Below are 16,399 nucleotides of genomic sequence, written 5' to 3'. Positions count from 1 at the left end.
AAGAATCCCAAAAATTAAACAAACATTGAGAAGATAATCATTGATACAAATAGAATAGTCATATAGTTCAATGAATAAACGAACATTTTTGTCGCCCATTTAATATCGTCTTCTACTTTAAATCCTTTAATAGCTAATACTAGCCATCCAACATTTAATGCTGTAGCCAATACGACAAAAGCAGTACCTAGCTCCATTAAAAACAATGGCAGTGGGAATAATAAAATCACCCAAAGAAGCATAGAAACCTTTGTACGCTTGAATCCTTTTACAACAGGTAACATTGGAATATTAGCTGCTCTATACTCTTCCGTACGTTTCATAGCAAGAGCATAGAAATGAGGTGGTTGCCAAGCAAACATTATTAAGAACAAGCCTAATGCACCCAAACTTAGTCCTGGCTCTACAGCAGCCCAACCGATTAACGGTGGGATTGCACCAGAAATACTACCGACAATTGTGTTACTAACATGCTTTCTTTTAGACCACATAGAGTAAAGAACGACATAACTGATTATACCAGCTAATCCCCAAATCCCAGCAGAGGTAGATGCCATAAATAAGAAAATCTCGCCTACAATTAGAAACGTGAAAGAAGTCATCAGCACGGCTGAGGGACTAAATCTTCCAGTGACAGTTGGTCTGCCTTTTTTACTCTTCATAACGGGGTCGATATCACGATCAATGAAATTGTTCATCGCAGCAGAACCTGCAATTATTAAAGCCGATCCAAAAAGCGTAAAGAACAATAAATCTAGTTCATGAAGAAAATTTGTATTAGTAAACTGGAAAGCTAGCCATAAACCTGTGAAAGTTGTAACTAAATTAGAATTCACGATTCCAATTTTTATCAATGAAAGAAAATCTTTCATAAAAGATGAAGCCACAGGCTGGCTCTCCGTTTCGGTATTAGCGGTTATAGAATGACTATTTGACATGCTGCACCCTCCTTTCTAAGTTGTAAGCATACTCCGCTACCTTATACTATAGCGAAAACTCTAACATATTTCTACACTCAAAGAAATTTTCGCATAATAGTCCTACTGTTAAGTGTTTCTTTACTGAACATATCAATAGTAAATCATTTCCCCCCCTTATGTGTGAATCTTAATCAACGATTTTATGAACAATTTGTGAATGTAATTTGTCATATTTAAGTGTTCGGTTGTTTTACATTGTTTTTTTGCTCAGGTTTCGATATTATCTAGTAGCAGACACCGCTTTTTGAAAGCGAGCATATATACATAGAGTAGGTGAGGTATTGCAAATAAACAAGTATTTAAAATGGCTGGCTGTAGCTTCTTCAATAGGTATGCTTCTTATACTTTTAGGTGGAGCACTTGTTACAAAAACAGACAGTGGCATGGGGTGTGGTAGACATTGGCCTGGATGTAATGGACAGCTTATACCCGACGTTATCACAGCTGAAGTCTTAATCGAATTTTCACATCGCCTAGTTACAGGGGCAGTTGGAATATTAATCGTAGCATTATCTATATGGTCATGGCGTGCATTGGGACATGTCCGAGAAACAAAGTTCTTATCATTTATGGCCTTCTTTTTTCTAGTATTACAAGCTTTAATTGGTGCCGCTCAAGTTAAATGGGGCCAAGGAGATTTTATCCTAGCATTACACTTTGGTATATCACTTATTTCATTTGCAGCTGTTTTACTTTTAACGCTTTTAATATTTGAGGTAGATAGGAAATTTGATACTGACAAAATTAGAATCGGTAAAACATTAAGGTTTCATACTATAGGTGTAACTTTATATTCTTATATTGTTATTTATACTGGAGCTTTAGTACGCCATACAGAGTCTAGTTTAATCTGTAAAGACTGGCCGCTTTGTAACAACAAGGAATTTGCTCTGCCAACCAATATGTACGAATGGGTTCAAATGGGACATAGAGCTGCTGCTGGCCTTATATTCATTTGGATTTTAATCATAGCTATTCATGTGATCAAGTACTATAAAAGCCAACGAGCAATATATTGGAGTTGGATTATCTCCTTAACCCTTGTTACTTGCCAAGTAATTACAGGTATGATTGTAGTGCTTTCAAGTCTAAATCTTTATATTGCATTATTACATTCCTTATTCATTTCTCTTTTATTTGGTTTGTTATGCTATTTGATATTACTTTTATCCAGAAGCAAGTTAAACAACCAAAAATAGAAAACAAAATTTCATTCCTCTACTTCTATTTTAAGTAATTATAGAAATAAAAGCATCAAATACGCCTTTTCAACCCTTTGCTTAGCCCTTTAGATAGAATTTATCTTGTAATACTGCGGAGTATAGCTTTATCTTTAAATTATCTACTAGGTTCAAAGTGACTAAGCAAATAGTTCAAGGCAATTTAGTTTAATAAAAACTAAAAACGTAAGCATACTAGATTCTCTAGCTTGCTTACGTTTTTTGTATTCTAGTATCTATTATTAGAAGCTTTGCTCCAGATTTTTAAACTTTACGCTTTATCCATTTCAATTAATAAATCCCCTGTTGATATTGCTTCTCCAGCGCTTACATGAATAGTTTTTATCACTCCGTCGAACGGGGCCTGGACGGTAGTTTCCATCTTCATCGCTTCTGTAATAATCAGATGCTGACCTCGTTTCACATTCTCGCCAGTTGCAACTACCATCTTCAGCACAGTCCCTGGCATTGTAGCACCAATATGACTTTCATCTGACACATCGGCCTTAAGCTTAGAAAGATGACTTACCTCTTTGTTCATATCCTGTATCTTAATTTCACGTGGTTGACCATTAAGCTCGAAATAGATAATACGATTTCCTTCCGTGTCAGACTTACTGATTGAAACTAATTTGATGATTAATGTTTTACCAACCTCTATTTCAACCTCGATTTCCTCACCTAATCTCATACCATACAAGAAAGTAGGGGTGTCTAGAACAGAAACATCACCGAAGTTTTTTTCAGTTGCACAATACTCATCAAACACTTTAGGATATAATGTATAGGCTAATATTTCTTGACTAGTTACAGGACGCTCTAATTTGTTAAATAATAGCTCCTTAACAGCTTGGAAGTCTACTGGTTCTAATAGTTCTCCAGGTCTTACTGTAATAGGCTTACGGTCCTTTAAAACGACTTTTTGAAGCTCCTCTGGGAATCCGCCATATGGTTGCCCTATATACCCTTCGAAAAATTCGATAACGGAATCAGGGAAGTCAATCTTTTTCCCTCTTGTCACAACAGACAGCTCATCTAAATTGTTTTGTACCATAAATAGGGCCATATCACCGACAATTTTAGAGGATGGAGTAACCTTAACTACATCTCCAAACATAAGATTTACACGGGAATACATTTCTTTTACTTCTTCCCAACGCTCACCTAGTCCAACTGCCTTCGCCTGTTGCTGGAGGTTACTGTACTGTCCTCCCGGCATCTCGTGTACATATATTTCAGAATGAGGGCTCATCATTCCACTTTCAAAGTCCTGATAATATTTGCGCACGTCTTCCCAGTAACAAGAAATTTTTTCAAATGCTTCTACATCACCAATAACTCCACGTTTAGAACCTTGCATCGCATAACTCAAACTGCTAGCACTCGGCTGAGATGTTAAGCCTGCCATTGTACTTAAAGCCGTATCTACGATATCTACTCCTGCATCTATTGCTTTTGCGTAAGTGTAAATCCCATTTCCACTAGTATCGTGGGTATGTAAGTGAATTGGAATATCTACTGTTTCTTTTAATTCGGAAACTAAACGATAAGCTGCTTCTGGCTTCAACAAACCTGCCATATCCTTAATCGCTAAAATATGTGCCCCTAATGCCTCTAACTCCTTCGCCATATCTTTGTAGTACTGAACTGTATATTTATCTCTGGAATCATCTAAAATGTCCCCTGTGTAACAAATAGCAGCTTCAGCAATTTTGCCGGATTGTCTTGTTGCATCAATAGCTACTTCCATTCCCTTTATCCAGTTAAGACTATCAAAAATTCGGAATACATCTATGCCTGCTTCAGCAGATTTCGCTATAAATTCTCGAATCACATTGTCCGGATAATTTTTATAGCCTACTGCATTTGCTCCACGGAAGAGCATCTGGAATAACGTGTTAGGAATCATTTCTCTCATTTTAATCAAACGGTCCCAAGGGTTTTCCTTCAAGAAACGATAGGCAACGTCAAAGGTTGCTCCTCCCCACATTTCATATGAGAAAAGATTAGGCATACCGTGAGCAGACTCTTTTGCAATGTTGAACATATCATACGAACGCACCCGAGTAGCAAGTAAGGATTGATGTGCGTCCCTGAAGGTTGTATCTGTTAATAATACATCCTTTTGCTCTTTCACCCATTGAAGTAGTCCTTCAACACCCTTTTGCTCTAATATATCCTTTGTACCTGGCTGAAGAGGAGCTGATAAATCAAAATTGGGTTTTCTTACTTGCCCAAATTCGGGCTTGATTTTCTTTTCTATGCCTGGGAATCCATTTATCGTCACATTACCAATATAATTTAATAATTTTGTACCTCTGTCTTTTCTCTTAGGGAAAAGGAACAATTCAGGAGTTGTATCAATGAAACTTGTATTAAATTGGCCAGAAAGAAAAGAAGGATGCTTTACAACGTTCTCCAAGAATGGAATATTCGTTTTAATACCACGAATCCTAAACTCTTGCAAATTTCTATCCATCTTAGCAGCAGCTTCCTTAAAGGACATTCCCCATGTAGATACCTTTACAAGTAAAGAATCATAGTAAGGAGAAATAATAGCTCCTTGGAACCCATTCCCTGCGTCTAGGCGAACACCAAATCCACCGCCTGATCGATAAACAGCCAGTTTACCAGTATCAGGCATGAAATTATTCAACGGATCCTCAGTAGTCACACGAGATTGTATCGCAAATCCGAAAAGCGGAATATTCTTCTGATCCGGTATGCCCATATTCGTATCCTTTAATGATATACCATCCGCAATTTTGATTTGAGCATGGACAATATCTATTCCTGTAATCATTTCCGTAATAGTATGCTCCACCTGGATTCGGGGGTTTACTTCGATAAAGTAAAACTCATCATCGGTTACTAAAAACTCGACAGTTCCCGCATTTATATAACTGACATTTTTCATTAATTTAACTGCTGCATCACAAATTTCATCTCTCAATTCAGTGCTTAATGAATTTGAAGGAGCAATCTCTACGACTTTTTGATGTCTACGTTGAATAGAACAATCACGCTCATAAAGGTGAATGAGGTTTCCTTCTTTATCTCCTAATATTTGTACTTCAATATGCTTAGGTTTGAATATACACTTTTCTACGTAAACCTCGTCAGATCCAAAAGCTGCCTTAGCTTCAGATTTGGCTCTATCGTAAGCACTCTCCAATTCGCTCTCTGTTTGGACAACCCGCATTCCCCGTCCACCCCCCCCTAGGGAAGCTTTGATCATTAATGGATAACCATGTTCATTGCCGAAAGCACGAATGTCTTCCAAGCTATCTAATGGTCCGTCACTACCTGGTATAACAGGAATGCCAGCTTTAACAGCTTGCTCACGGGCCTTCACCTTATCTCCAAACATATCTAAATGCTTAGAGGTTGGACCGATAAATATAATTCCTTCTTCTTCACATCTTTTGGCGAACTCTACATTCTCCGATAGGAAACCATATCCAGGATGTATAGCATCAGCTTTACTTTCTTTGGCAATGCGAATAATATCTTCAATGTCTAGATAAGCATCAATTGGCTTTTTACCTTTTCCTACTAAATAGGACTCATCCGACTTAAAACGGTGAAAGGCACCGCTATCTTCTTTTGAATAAATAGCCACGGTACGCAAATTTAACTCTGTACAAGCCCGAAAAATACGAATAGCAATCTCGCCTCTATTTGCTACTACTATTTTCTTAATATTATTCATTTCATTGCCAACTCCCTATGTTTTAGTCTTTTCTAGTTTAACAAACATTGATACATTCATCAGTATCCCAATTGCTGCCGATAAAATGATGATTGAAGTACCCCCGTAGCTAATGAATGGGAGAGGGACTCCTGTAAGTGGGATAATGCCAAGCATTCCACCCAAATTTACAAATGTTTGAAAACCGATGATACTTGCTATCCCAGCAGCTATCATTCTTGCTTGAGGATCTCTAGTTTTAATACTTATCATAATTGCCTTAAATACCAGAAAGAACAATCCACATAACACAATGAGGACACCTATCAAACCTAATTCCTCTGCTATTATAGCCATTATAAAATCTGTATGTGGCTCTGGTAAATATCCATATTTTTGATTAGAATTCCCTAATCCTAAACCACTCAAACCTCCGGACCCGATAGCTATATAGCCGTTTACTATTTGGTAACCGAAGCCCTGCTCATAATCAAAAGGGTTAAAAAAGGCTTCTAGTCTGCCTCTTCTCCGATCTGTAAGAAGAGAATCTTTTAAAAAATAGAGAAACACTAATGCCACAGTTAACAAAATTCCTATTAAACCAATAATTTTAGAAAATGACTTAAACTTTATGCCACTTGCTGCAATAACTGAAATAGCTACAAAGCTTATAATCAATGTATTACCAACATCCGTTTCAAGCATGATCAGAAGGAAGACAAAGAATAAAACGATTAATGGAGGACCAACTGATTCATTCAATTTGTCTAAAGTTCCATTTTGATATTTTTTTGTAAATATTCCTGCAAAATATAATACTATTACTATTTTAGCAATCTCTGAAGGCTGTATATTACCAAAACCAAGGTTAAGCCAGCTTTGAGAGCCACTCTCTCCCCCAACACCAATGATGTGTACGAGAATAAGGAGGATAAACATTACTCCAAGCATTAACTGCATCATAAATCTACTTTTATAATGTTTGTATGGAAACAAAGCAGCCACAAAGAATACAGGAATGGACAATGCCAAATTTATTTTTTGCTTGTTAAAGAAATGATCCGGCTCCCAGCCGTACCTTTCAACAGCCCAAACCATGCTGGCACTATAGATCATGACAAGCCCAAACAAACATAGGGCAATATAAACGAAAAACAAAGGGTAATCAAAATTTTTAAAAAAACGTTTAAAATAAATATTCATAATAGGTACCTCAATTTCTTTATAGAAAAAAACTCAAACAGTCTGATTGTTTGAGTTTCAACTTTATTTTTCTGTATGGATATCGTGTAAATTGGACAATTCTTTTTCAAGAGAAGCTATAATTTCTTTACCTTCACTCTTCTCTAGAAGTCCAAGTTTCACCGCAAAATCTATTTCGCGAGATAATCCAAACATTTGCGTGTCTAAAACCTCTTCATAAAGAGGGCATTGAGGCATTGTTAAGTTATCCATTTGCACTTTTATCAATTGGGCGATTTTTTCTGCATCTTTTTTTAAAAGCTCTAACGCCTTATCTTGATAGGAAAGTTGTATATTAGTATCCATGAGGACGCCCCCATTATTATTATTTCTAATTCTTCACCTCCCTAAAGTGTATCTTTTGATAAGCAAAATTGCAAGTGTTCTCTTATATAGATTACATATATAAGGAATTATTCTTTTTAACTTTAACTTTTATCTGTATACTAATATAGATTAGACAGTATAGAGGAGGCAATTTCCATGGAATTTATTATACCTATTACAGGAGCAGTTAAATTTAATATAACGCTTGATCCCACTGTGTGGATTTTTGATGATCGCCGAATCGATCTAGATGAGTTTTTTGAGGGCAAGTATGAATACAAAGATGCCGATGAAGAATATACAAAGGTAACATCTGCTCATTGGTCTCGAGAAATAATTGAAGGTTCAACAAATCCACCTACCTTAAAATCTGAAAAAAAATATGAGAAAACCAAGATGCTTTCAAACACTTACGGCATAGAGCTTAAACAATTTATCCTTAACGCCGAGCCATTAAATGAGGCTAAGAATTTAGTCATCGAAACAAATGAAGGTAATCATACCATTTCATTAGAGGAAGTAGACAATATTCTAGTTAAATTTAGTCATAAAGGAAAACCATTGCGAGAAGATGGTCCTGTCCACATTATTAAAAAAGATGGCTCTAACTTAAACGACCCAATCAGAAACGTAACTGCATTTCGATTAGAGTAGGAGTGAAGGACTATGAAGGTACAATGTGTTATTTGTGACCGAATCGATGAAATTTCTACCGATTTACCATTAGCAAAAAAACTAAGAAATCGACCGATTCATACGTATATGTGCGATGAATGCCACGACCGCATTGAAGTTAAAACAAAAGAAAGGCTTGCTACTGGTAAGTTTATCTTTTACAAAAGCTCTCGATTAATTGAAAATGAGTTTTAAAAAAACACTAGAGACACAATGTGCCTCTAGTGTTTTTTGTCGTCAAAATATTAAATGCCACAAAAGATTCCTTCTTTATATTTAAACATAAAAAAAAGCTCGACTAATTAAGTAGTCGAGCCTCTTTTTTCTAGCTTTAATCGTATTTTGTATATAATTAAAATCAACGCAGCAACTAACAATGCTTCTACTACCGGGAGGAAAAATGCCAAGAAAGTCAACATTAAACAACCCAATAATAAGAAAATGTAAATAACAACATTTTGCTTTAACTTCAGTTTCTTTGCAAACCCAAGCTTATACACTAGCACTGACAATAAAAATATAACGATAAATAAAATATAGCCTGCCACAGTAAAGGATGGCATTGTTTCATATATAAACCTAGCTATAGAAGACATTCTACCAAAGACTAGATCTTGTTCCTCCAAGGCTTGTCACCCTTTCAGTTACTATTCCTGATCTGCACTTTTCTTTTTCTTAGTTACACGTTCACGTTCGCTCTTCTCAAGAATTTTTTTACGTAAGCGAATTGACTCTGGTGTTACTTCTAGATACTCATCATCGCCTAGGAATTCTAAAGCTTCTTCTAGAGTTAAAATACGTGGGCGCTTAATAACATTAGTTTGGTCTTTATTTGCTGAACGGATATTTGTTTTTTGTTTCATTTTAGTGATATTTACAGTGATATCAGCATCACGAGTATTTTCACCAACGATCATACCTTCATAAATTTCAGTACCTGGTTCTACGAATAGTGTACCACGGTCTTCAATTTGCATCATACCATATGTTGTTGCTTTTCCTGTTTCCATAGAAACAAGCACACCTTGGTGACGCCCACCAACACGACCTGCAACTACTGGTTGGTAGCTATCAAATGTATGGTTTATGATTCCGAATCCTTTAGTTAATGACATGAATTCAGTTGAATACCCGATTAATCCACGTGCAGGAACCATGAAGATCAAACGAACTTGTCCGTTCCCACTGTTAATCATATCTACCATTTCACCTTTACGTGTTCCCATGGACTCAATAATAGAACCTACGCTATCTTCTGGTACATCAATTTGTACACGCTCAACTGGTTCGCATTTTCTACCATCAATTTCACGAATGATAACTTCTGGTTTAGAAACTTGAATCTCATAGCCTTCACGACGCATATTTTCTATTAAGATAGATAAATGTAGTTCTCCACGGCCTGAAACAACCCAAGCATCTGGTGAATCTGTATCTTCTACTCGTAGAGATACATCTGTTTGAAGCTGTGAACGAAGACGTTCTTCAATTTTACGTGATGTAACCCATTTACCTTCACGACCAGCAAACGGAGAATTGTTTGTTAAGAAAGTCATTTGTAAAGTTGGTTCATCGATACGTAATGGTGTTAATGCGTCAGGATGATCAGTAGGACAAACTGTTTCCCCTACGTTAATCTCTTCCATACCTGATACTGCGATTAAATCACCAGCTTTTGCTGTTTGAATTTCTTCACGTTTCAAACCGAAGAAACCAAATAATTTTGTAACTCGGTAGTTTTTAACTTTGCCATCTAATTTCATCAATGAAACTTGTTGACCAACTTCAATTGTTCCGCGGAACACACGGCCAATACCGATACGTCCTACATAATCATTATAGTCCAGTAATGCAACTTGGAACTGTAAAGGTTCGTCTGAATTGTCAACTGGCGCTGGAATAGATTCGATAATTTTTTCAAATAGACACTTCATATCTTCTTCTTGATTTGCAGGGTCTGCGTCTAAAGAAGCAGTTCCGTTCACACCAGAAGCATAAACTACTGGGAAGTCTAATTGATCGTCATCTGCACCTAACTCGATGAAAAGTTCTAAAACTTCATCTACTACTTCTAGTGGACGAGCAGAATCTTTATCAACTTTGTTAACTACAACGATAGGTGTTAATTTTTGTTCTAATGCTTTCTTCAATACAAAACGTGTTTGAGGCATACAACCTTCATATGCATCTACTACTAGTAAAACACCATCTACCATTTTTAAGATACGCTCTACTTCACCACCAAAATCGGCATGTCCAGGTGTGTCCAAAATGTTAATGCGTGTGTCATGATAATTTACAGCTGTGTTTTTTGCTAATATAGTAATCCCACGCTCGCGTTCGATGTCGTTTGAATCCATTGCTCTTTCGTCAACGTGTTCATTTGAACGGAACGTTCCAGATTGTTTTAATAATTGATCGACTAATGTCGTTTTTCCGTGGTCAACGTGTGCTATAATAGCTATGTTTCTTAAATCTTGACGTAATTTTGTCATATTTCCACTCCATATTCTTTTTTCATGTCCATAACTGTGCTATTATAACACAAGTGGAACTAAAGTTATATTATTTTTCATTATTTTCTTGGGGGTAATTGTTTTGGGTAACATAAAATGGGTTTTTGTATTGTTTTCTTTAGGCGCAATGTTGTCTATGGGTTTAATAGGAATTGCAATTGCATTACGTAATATTCCGTTGGCTTTACTGTTTTTAGTATTGTTATTTGTTGTCATGGGATTTGGCTTTAAAACGAAAAAGAAAATGCGTGAACAAGGATTATTAGAATAACTAAAGCATTAACAACTTTTAGTGCCATATCTCCTCATTTCAGGTAGACTTGCACTTAATCTATATTATCATCGCAGAACCTTTGAGAGGCTGTTCATGGCTTAAGTCATGAATAGCCTCTTTTTAGTATAAATTTTGCTCTTCCACCTACAGCTCGGAGAACCAGCTTAAAGATAATTTAGTTAATAAGGTCTATATTGCTTTAGTGATAGCTTTTCGGTTTATCATGCGAAACACTTCCATCTAGATTGGAAAGCAACTGTTGTTTGTTCATGCTTAGTTCTAAATTCTCAAAACCGCAATAAGCCTGTTTTCCATTTTACTTTAAAATAATATATTTTGATAACAGTTGTTCATGAAGATTAGGTTTAGAAACTATAAATGAATTTTGTTTTAACAGATTTATAGGTTCGTTAGATAAGGTAGTGACAATAGCTCCTACTTCTTTTGCTACTACCATACCACCAGCTATGTCCCAAGGTGAGAGTCTCATGGACATATAGGCGTCTAGTCTTCCAGTGGCAACATACGCAATCTCAATGGCTGCCGACCCAAATGATCTAGTACCTCTAGCTGTTTGCATTAGTTCTATCATTTGATCATGTTGGACAAATTTGTTGGGAATAACCCAGCTTGCGTTAACTCCAATTATGGATTTCTCTACACTAGCTTTTTCAAGCATAGGGATTCTCACATCGTTCAAATAAGCACCCTGTCCTTGAGCTGCACTTATTAAATCATCATCCATTACATTGTAAATGTAGCCGAGTATTCCTTCACCATCCTTGTAGATACCTAAGGATATGGCAAAGTTTTTCTTGAAGTGTATAAAGTTTGTAGTCCCATCTATAGGATCTAGCATCCAAACATAGCCGTCCAAATTATCTATCTTGTCACCAAAGCCTTCCTCCCCAAATATACGATGGTCTGGAAAATCACTTTTTATATGTCGAATAAAAAATTTTTCCGTTTCTTTGTCTATATTAGTAACCAAATCATTCGCTTCTGATTTAGATTCGATGATAAGTTCTTCAGAAAATGAACTTCTTATTTGAATAGCCGCTTGTTTAATCAATGATTTTGCATATTTGTCTAGCATATGTATGTTCATAAAAGCACCCCTTTTAATATTTCCCTAGTTATAACTTGTTCATCTGTTTTATCATTTCTTCAAAATGAGCAGTCTAAGTATAAGTATAAAGAAAAAAACACCGGCTGTCTTTTTAATTAGCTGGTGTTTTTTCATGGCACTATTGGAGAATTCAATTCACGTAAACGCATTTAATTCATCCAGTGACTTGTGAAGCTCTGACAATTGCATCTTCGCATCTTTAATCTCTTCTTCATTTCCATCTTGCATTGCATCATATAAAGTGGCTAATTGGTAATCCAACTCTAATTTTAGCGTTTGAATTTTTTCCTTTTCCATATCATATTTACGAATAATATGCACAACCTGTTTCATAGTTAACACCTCTCCATTATTTTATCGTAATATTCGGAACTTTTATCTTACATTATGCTATAAATTGAATTGTGTTAATAAAAACTACTTACAAGATTTTTACCCAAAAATCCGCTAAAATAAACATAGAAATTGAAAGGAGTTAATATATGAGTAAAACTTTCTGGCAAGATACAGATTTTGAAGTGTTTCAAATCGAAGGATTAGAAAATAGAATGACTGCGCTTATAGAGAATGTTCGACCTAAATTTGAAGAATTAGGGAAACAATATAGCCTTTATTTTTCAGGAGTATTAGGAGATGAATATTATAGTCATGTAGCTAAGCATGCTCGACGATCTGTTAACCCTCCAAAGGATAGCTGGGTTGCATTTGCTCCTTATAAAAGAGGATATAAGGCGCTGCCACACTTCCAAATTGGATTATGGGGTACGCATTTATTTATTATAGTTGCAGTTATTTACGAAGCTCCCGATAAAGTTGCAATTGCTGAGCGACTCCTTCAAAAAAAGAGTCTATTAAAAAAACTGCCAAATGATTTTATCGTTTCAGGGGACCATATGAAGCCTGAGGCTACTTCTATAAAGGATATTACTCCAAAGGATTTTGAAGAACTTCTAACGCGCCTTAGAGACGTTAAGAAGGGTGAATTTTTGGTTGGCCGTCACATTCCTAAAGAACAAGCGGTTAAATTAACAGAGGAAGAGTTATTCCAGTTAGTAGAAAATACATTTGAACAACTTCTTCCCATTTACAAAACCATGATTAATTTAAAATAAGAAAGCTATCCCTCCACTCTGGAGGGATTTAATTTATCCTTTAATAATTGATTCGCTTCCTTGTTCTTTCATTTTTTTTATTATTGGAAAGCTTGCATAGCCACTTTCTTTTTCAAATTCACGAAAATAAGTTTTTTCTTCGGCTATGGAAGGAACTATTTCTTTAAAGCGACGATATTTTTTCATAAGATCTTCTCGCTTAATTCCTTTCTCATATGCGTTTTCAATTGCTTCAAAAAACTGTACTACATCTACAATTTCTTCTGTAGACCAATCTAACGAAAAAGGGTATGTGTATTCCATTTTCAACTCTCCTATAATTCCCATTTTTTTCTAATGTCCATTGCCTCAACTACCATTCGATCGATTAACTCTTTAGTAGTTGGGATGTCATGAATCATACCTATGACCTGGCCTGCCCATGCAAAACCCTGGTCCTCTAATCCCTTATAAATAAATTGTTTGTTCGCTTCTCCACTAATATGTTGCTTCAAATGCTCATATGATGGATTTTCCTTTTCCATAGAAAGAATGGTTTCTGTCCACTCGTTTCGAATGGCTCGTGCTGGTGATCCCAACTCTTTTTTAATAACAACTGTGTCAGTTTCTTCTTTAGTTAATATGGCATTTTTATAAGCTTCTGATGCATGGACGCATTCTCTCGTTGCGATAAAACGAGTACCCTTCTCTATTCCTTCTGCGCCAAGAGCATGAGCAGCCATCCACCCTCTACCATCTCCGATACCACCAGAAGCAATTACAGGGATATTCACGGCATCCACTACTTGCGGGATAAGAACCATCGTGCCGACGTCATCTCTCCCTAGATGCCCTCCTCCTTCTTGACCTACAACCATTACTGCATCTGCTCCTAGTTGTTCAGCTTTTTGAGCTTGCCGCTTGGAAGCAACCAGCACCAACTTCTTAATATCTGTCTTTGCCAATTTTTCTAAAATAGGTGCCGGGTTGCCTCCAGTCATGGAAATTACTGGCACCTTTTCATCAATAGCTATTTGAAGCATATGCTCATAGGGTCTGCCTGTTTGACCAATAGCAAAATTTACTCCAAAAGGTTTTTCTGTTTGCTCTCTCACTTTATTAATCTCTTGGCGAAGCTCATCCGGCGTTGAGAGACTCATAGCTGTTATCTGACCTAATCCCCCTGCTTCCGATACTGCCACACAAAGCTCTGAGTATGCAAGATATGCTAGTCCACCCTGCACGATTGGATACTCAATTCCCAATAGATCTGTGACTCTTGTTTGAAATGACATTACTTAGCCCTCCCCTTTTATACTAGTGTAAAGATATTTTAAAAAGGATTCAATTGATCTATATCCTAAAGTAGGGTATCTCCAATATTTGTTTTAGGTGGATATTCCGATTTAATTTAAAAGTATTAATGTATTTATTTAATTTTCGCCTCAGTTATTAATTAATTCATTTACATATTAAAAACCAACACTTTTTTGACACCTGTGGGATGAGTAATCTCTCACACCCTCGGAAAGTGACCGCAGAAAGCGCAAATCAGCTATTTTTTATTCATATATTATTAATTTTCTCCTATTGCCCATGTTTTTTACAATTCAATTTAATTATGAAATTGAATCATTAACTAAATTTTGATGTTTTTTATAGTAATAAATTTCCTTAAATGCTATAATTCATTTGTTTTAAAATAGCATCTACGTCTCTATAACTACTAGGATCGTTTACATGCGCAAAATTTTAAATTAGAGGTGGTATGAACGTTGTCACAATTAGAAACTCCTATCTTCGATGCGCTATTAAAGCATCGAAATCGTCATCCAATTCAATTCCATATTCCTGGTCATAAAAAAGGGAAAGGAATGGACCCTGCATTTCGAGAGTTTGTTGGAGATAATGTACTTTCAATCGATTTGATAAACATTGCCCCATTAGATGATTTACATTCGCCTAAGGGAGCTATAAAAAAAGCTCAACATTTAGCCGCAGAGGCATTTGGGGCAGATGAAACTTTTTTCTCCGTTCAAGGAACGAGCGGAGCTATTATGACTATGATACTTACTATTTGTGGACCTGGTGATAAGATTCTCGTTCCACGAAATGTTCATAAATCCATTATGTCTGCCATCGTATTTGCCGGTGCTATACCCGTATTTATACACCCTGAGGTAGATAAAGAGCTTGGTGTTTCCCATGGCATATCTGTTGAATCCGTAGAAAAAGCGATAGAAGCGCATCCGGATGCAAAAGGTTTACTTGTAATTAATCCTACCTATTTTGGACTAGCTGCTGATTTAAAGAGAATCGTAGATATATCCCATGAAAAAGGTATTCCTGTAGTAGTTGATGAAGCTCACGGAGTTCATATCCACTTCCATGACGACCTTCCAATTTCAGCTATGGCTGCAGGTGCGGATATGGCTGCTACGTCTGTACACAAACTAGGCGGATCTATGACACAAAGCTCGGTCCTTAATGTAAGAGAAGGCTTAGTATCAGCTAAAAGGGTGCAATCCATTCTTTCCATGCTTACAACAACTTCTACATCCTATCCTCTTTTAGCATCATTGGATACGGCTAGAAGACAATTAGCTATACATGGTGAGGATTTAATAGGTGAAGCAATAACAATTGCCGAGGAAACTCGTAGACGAATAAATGAAATTGAGCATATTCATTGCGTTGGCAGAGAAATATTACAAAGCTCAGCTACTTATGATATTGATCCAACTAAGCTTCTTATAAGCGTTAAAAATTTAGGAATCACAGGATTTGAAGCAGAAATTTGGCTCCGCGAAAAAGCAAATATCGAAGTAGAACTCTCAGATTTATATAATATTCTATGCCTCATTACTCTTGGGGATACGAAAAAAGAAACAGATATGCTTGTTAATGCTTTATCGCGTATGGTGGTTGCCCATGAATCTGAAGCAACCATTGTAGAGTCATCTGTAACCCTGCCTGATATTCCTGGTCTAGCAATGTCTCCTCGTGATGCTTTCTACGCAGAAACTGAATCTATCCCATTAATAGAGGCAAGTGGTAGGATCTCTGCAGAATTCGTAATGGTTTACCCTCCTGGGATTCCAATTTTTATTCCCGGGGAAATAATCACACCTGGGAACATTGACTATATTCAAATGAATTTAAAGGCTGGATTACCAGTTCAAGGTCCAGAGGACGACACTTTAGAAATGATTCATGTGATTAAAGAGCATCAAGCAATTATTTGAACACACTAA

16 protein-coding genes are annotated in these 16,399 nt (G+C 36.4%); 6 read left to right on the top strand and 10 right to left on the bottom strand.

The features are described 5' to 3' along the window. Positions 1-14: 14 nt before the first annotated feature. Complete coding sequence (gene cyoE, locus ACQKNZ_RS05785) at positions 15-938, bottom strand: heme o synthase (protein ID WP_144537922.1); 924 nt, start codon at positions 936-938, stop codon at positions 15-17. A 323-nt stretch (positions 939-1,261) separates the two neighbouring features. On the opposite strand from cyoE, the gene ACQKNZ_RS05780 reads away from it, so the two are divergent. Further along, positions 1,262-2,179: a COX15/CtaA family protein gene (locus ACQKNZ_RS05780; RefSeq protein ID WP_144537921.1), complete on the top strand. Its 918-nt coding sequence runs from the start codon at positions 1,262-1,264 to the stop codon at positions 2,177-2,179. Positions 2,180-2,471: 292 nt separating this feature from the next. Here the strand turns inward: ACQKNZ_RS05780 and pyc are convergent, their stop codons facing one another. The 3 genes from pyc to ACQKNZ_RS05765 form a co-directional block, all read right to left on the bottom strand. Beyond that, complete coding sequence (gene pyc, locus ACQKNZ_RS05775) at positions 2,472-5,912, bottom strand: pyruvate carboxylase (protein ID WP_340862844.1); 3,441 nt, start codon at positions 5,910-5,912, stop codon at positions 2,472-2,474. A gap of 15 nt (positions 5,913-5,927) precedes the next feature. Continuing rightward, the gene (locus ACQKNZ_RS05770; protein WP_340862843.1) at positions 5,928-7,094 is read right to left on the bottom strand and encodes an FtsW/RodA/SpoVE family cell cycle protein; all 1,167 of its coding nucleotides are present in this window, start codon (positions 7,092-7,094) and stop codon (positions 5,928-5,930) included. 63 nt (positions 7,095-7,157) lie between these two features. Further along, on the bottom strand, positions 7,158-7,439 hold the full coding sequence (locus ACQKNZ_RS05765) for a YlaN family protein (protein WP_144537918.1): 282 nt from the start codon (positions 7,437-7,439) through the stop codon (positions 7,158-7,160). 177 nt (positions 7,440-7,616) lie between these two features. On the opposite strand from ACQKNZ_RS05765, the gene ACQKNZ_RS05760 reads away from it, so the two are divergent. Together ACQKNZ_RS05760 and ACQKNZ_RS05755 are read left to right on the top strand one after the other, a co-directional pair. Further along, on the top strand, positions 7,617-8,114 hold the full coding sequence (locus ACQKNZ_RS05760; protein WP_144537917.1) for a peptidyl-prolyl cis-trans isomerase: 498 nt from the start codon (positions 7,617-7,619) through the stop codon (positions 8,112-8,114). A 12-nt stretch (positions 8,115-8,126) separates the two neighbouring features. Next, positions 8,127-8,330, top strand: a complete 204-nt coding sequence (locus ACQKNZ_RS05755; RefSeq protein ID WP_144537916.1) for a YlaI family protein — start codon at positions 8,127-8,129, stop codon at positions 8,328-8,330. Between the two features lie 107 nt (positions 8,331-8,437). Here ACQKNZ_RS05755 and ACQKNZ_RS05750 read toward each other — a convergent pair whose 3' ends face one another. Next, a complete protein-coding gene (locus ACQKNZ_RS05750; protein WP_229653921.1) occupies positions 8,438-8,761 on the bottom strand; it encodes a YlaH-like family protein in 324 nt (107 codons plus the stop codon). Positions 8,762-8,782: 21 nt separating this feature from the next. Then, positions 8,783-10,630: a translational GTPase TypA gene (gene typA / locus ACQKNZ_RS05745; protein WP_144537915.1), complete on the bottom strand. Its 1,848-nt coding sequence runs from the start codon at positions 10,628-10,630 to the stop codon at positions 8,783-8,785. Between the two features lie 103 nt (positions 10,631-10,733). On the opposite strand from typA, the gene ACQKNZ_RS05740 reads away from it, so the two are divergent. Continuing rightward, a complete protein-coding gene (locus ACQKNZ_RS05740) occupies positions 10,734-10,922 on the top strand; it encodes a YlaF family protein (protein ID WP_144537914.1) in 189 nt (62 codons plus the stop codon). A 319-nt stretch (positions 10,923-11,241) separates the two neighbouring features. Here ACQKNZ_RS05740 and ACQKNZ_RS05735 read toward each other — a convergent pair whose 3' ends face one another. Continuing rightward, on the bottom strand, positions 11,242-12,033 hold the full coding sequence (locus ACQKNZ_RS05735; RefSeq protein ID WP_144537913.1) for an inositol monophosphatase family protein: 792 nt from the start codon (positions 12,031-12,033) through the stop codon (positions 11,242-11,244). Positions 12,034-12,189: 156 nt separating this feature from the next. Next, the gene (locus tag ACQKNZ_RS05730) at positions 12,190-12,387 is read right to left on the bottom strand and encodes a hypothetical protein (RefSeq protein WP_144537912.1); all 198 of its coding nucleotides are present in this window, start codon (positions 12,385-12,387) and stop codon (positions 12,190-12,192) included. 149 nt (positions 12,388-12,536) lie between these two features. Here ACQKNZ_RS05730 and ACQKNZ_RS05725 point away from each other — a divergent pair, with 149 nt between their 5' ends. Next, positions 12,537-13,166, top strand: coding sequence for a DUF1054 domain-containing protein (locus tag ACQKNZ_RS05725; protein WP_340862842.1), 630 nt, complete (start codon positions 12,537-12,539; stop codon positions 13,164-13,166). A gap of 33 nt (positions 13,167-13,199) precedes the next feature. Here the strand turns inward: ACQKNZ_RS05725 and ACQKNZ_RS05720 are convergent, their stop codons facing one another. Beyond that, positions 13,200-13,469 (bottom strand): UPF0223 family protein, encoded by a 270-nt coding sequence (locus ACQKNZ_RS05720; RefSeq protein ID WP_144537910.1) that lies wholly within the window; start codon positions 13,467-13,469, stop codon positions 13,200-13,202. An 11-nt stretch (positions 13,470-13,480) separates the two neighbouring features. Next, positions 13,481-14,440 (bottom strand): NAD(P)H-dependent flavin oxidoreductase, encoded by a 960-nt coding sequence (locus ACQKNZ_RS05715; protein ID WP_427658550.1) that lies wholly within the window; start codon positions 14,438-14,440, stop codon positions 13,481-13,483. Positions 14,441-14,920: 480 nt separating this feature from the next. On the opposite strand from ACQKNZ_RS05715, the gene ACQKNZ_RS05710 reads away from it, so the two are divergent. Next, positions 14,921-16,390 carry an aminotransferase class I/II-fold pyridoxal phosphate-dependent enzyme gene (locus tag ACQKNZ_RS05710; RefSeq protein ID WP_154311206.1) on the top strand — a complete coding sequence of 490 codons (1,470 nt, stop codon included), beginning with the start codon at positions 14,921-14,923 and terminating at the stop codon, positions 16,388-16,390. Positions 16,391-16,399 lie beyond the last annotated feature (9 nt).

Source organism: Psychrobacillus sp. NPDC093200 (assembly GCF_050280345.1).
Classification (GTDB): Bacteria; Bacillota; Bacilli; order Bacillales_A; family Planococcaceae; genus Psychrobacillus; species Psychrobacillus faecigallinarum.
The sequence above is the reverse complement of the archived record's forward strand: the minus strand, read 5'-3'. Positions and strand labels throughout refer to the sequence as shown.

Bases quoted from the DNA above. Each gene is read 5' to 3' on its own strand.
- cyoE (WP_144537922.1), bottom strand. From the start codon at position 938: ATGTCAAATAGTCATTCTATAACCGCTAATACCGAAACGGAGAGCCAG.
- pyc (WP_340862844.1), bottom strand. From the start codon at position 5,912: ATGAATAATATTAAGAAAATAGTAGTAGCAAATAGAGGCGAGATTGCT.
- ACQKNZ_RS05770 (WP_340862843.1), bottom strand. From the start codon at position 7,094: ATGAATATTTATTTTAAACGTTTTTTTAAAAATTTTGATTACCCTTTG.
- ACQKNZ_RS05765 (WP_144537918.1), bottom strand. From the start codon at position 7,439: ATGGATACTAATATACAACTTTCCTATCAAGATAAGGCGTTAGAGCTT.
- ACQKNZ_RS05760 (WP_144537917.1), top strand. From the start codon at position 7,617: ATGGAATTTATTATACCTATTACAGGAGCAGTTAAATTTAATATAACG.
- ACQKNZ_RS05755 (WP_144537916.1), top strand. From the start codon at position 8,127: ATGAAGGTACAATGTGTTATTTGTGACCGAATCGATGAAATTTCTACC.
- typA (WP_144537915.1), bottom strand. From the start codon at position 10,630: ATGACAAAATTACGTCAAGATTTAAGAAACATAGCTATTATAGCACAC.
- ACQKNZ_RS05735 (WP_144537913.1), bottom strand. From the start codon at position 12,033: ATGAACATACATATGCTAGACAAATATGCAAAATCATTGATTAAACAA.
- ACQKNZ_RS05730 (WP_144537912.1), bottom strand. From the start codon at position 12,387: ATGAAACAGGTTGTGCATATTATTCGTAAATATGATATGGAAAAGGAA.
- ACQKNZ_RS05725 (WP_340862842.1), top strand. From the start codon at position 12,537: ATGAGTAAAACTTTCTGGCAAGATACAGATTTTGAAGTGTTTCAAATC.
- ACQKNZ_RS05720 (WP_144537910.1), bottom strand. From the start codon at position 13,469: ATGGAATACACATACCCTTTTTCGTTAGATTGGTCTACAGAAGAAATT.
- ACQKNZ_RS05715 (WP_427658550.1), bottom strand. From the start codon at position 14,440: ATGTCATTTCAAACAAGAGTCACAGATCTATTGGGAATTGAGTATCCA.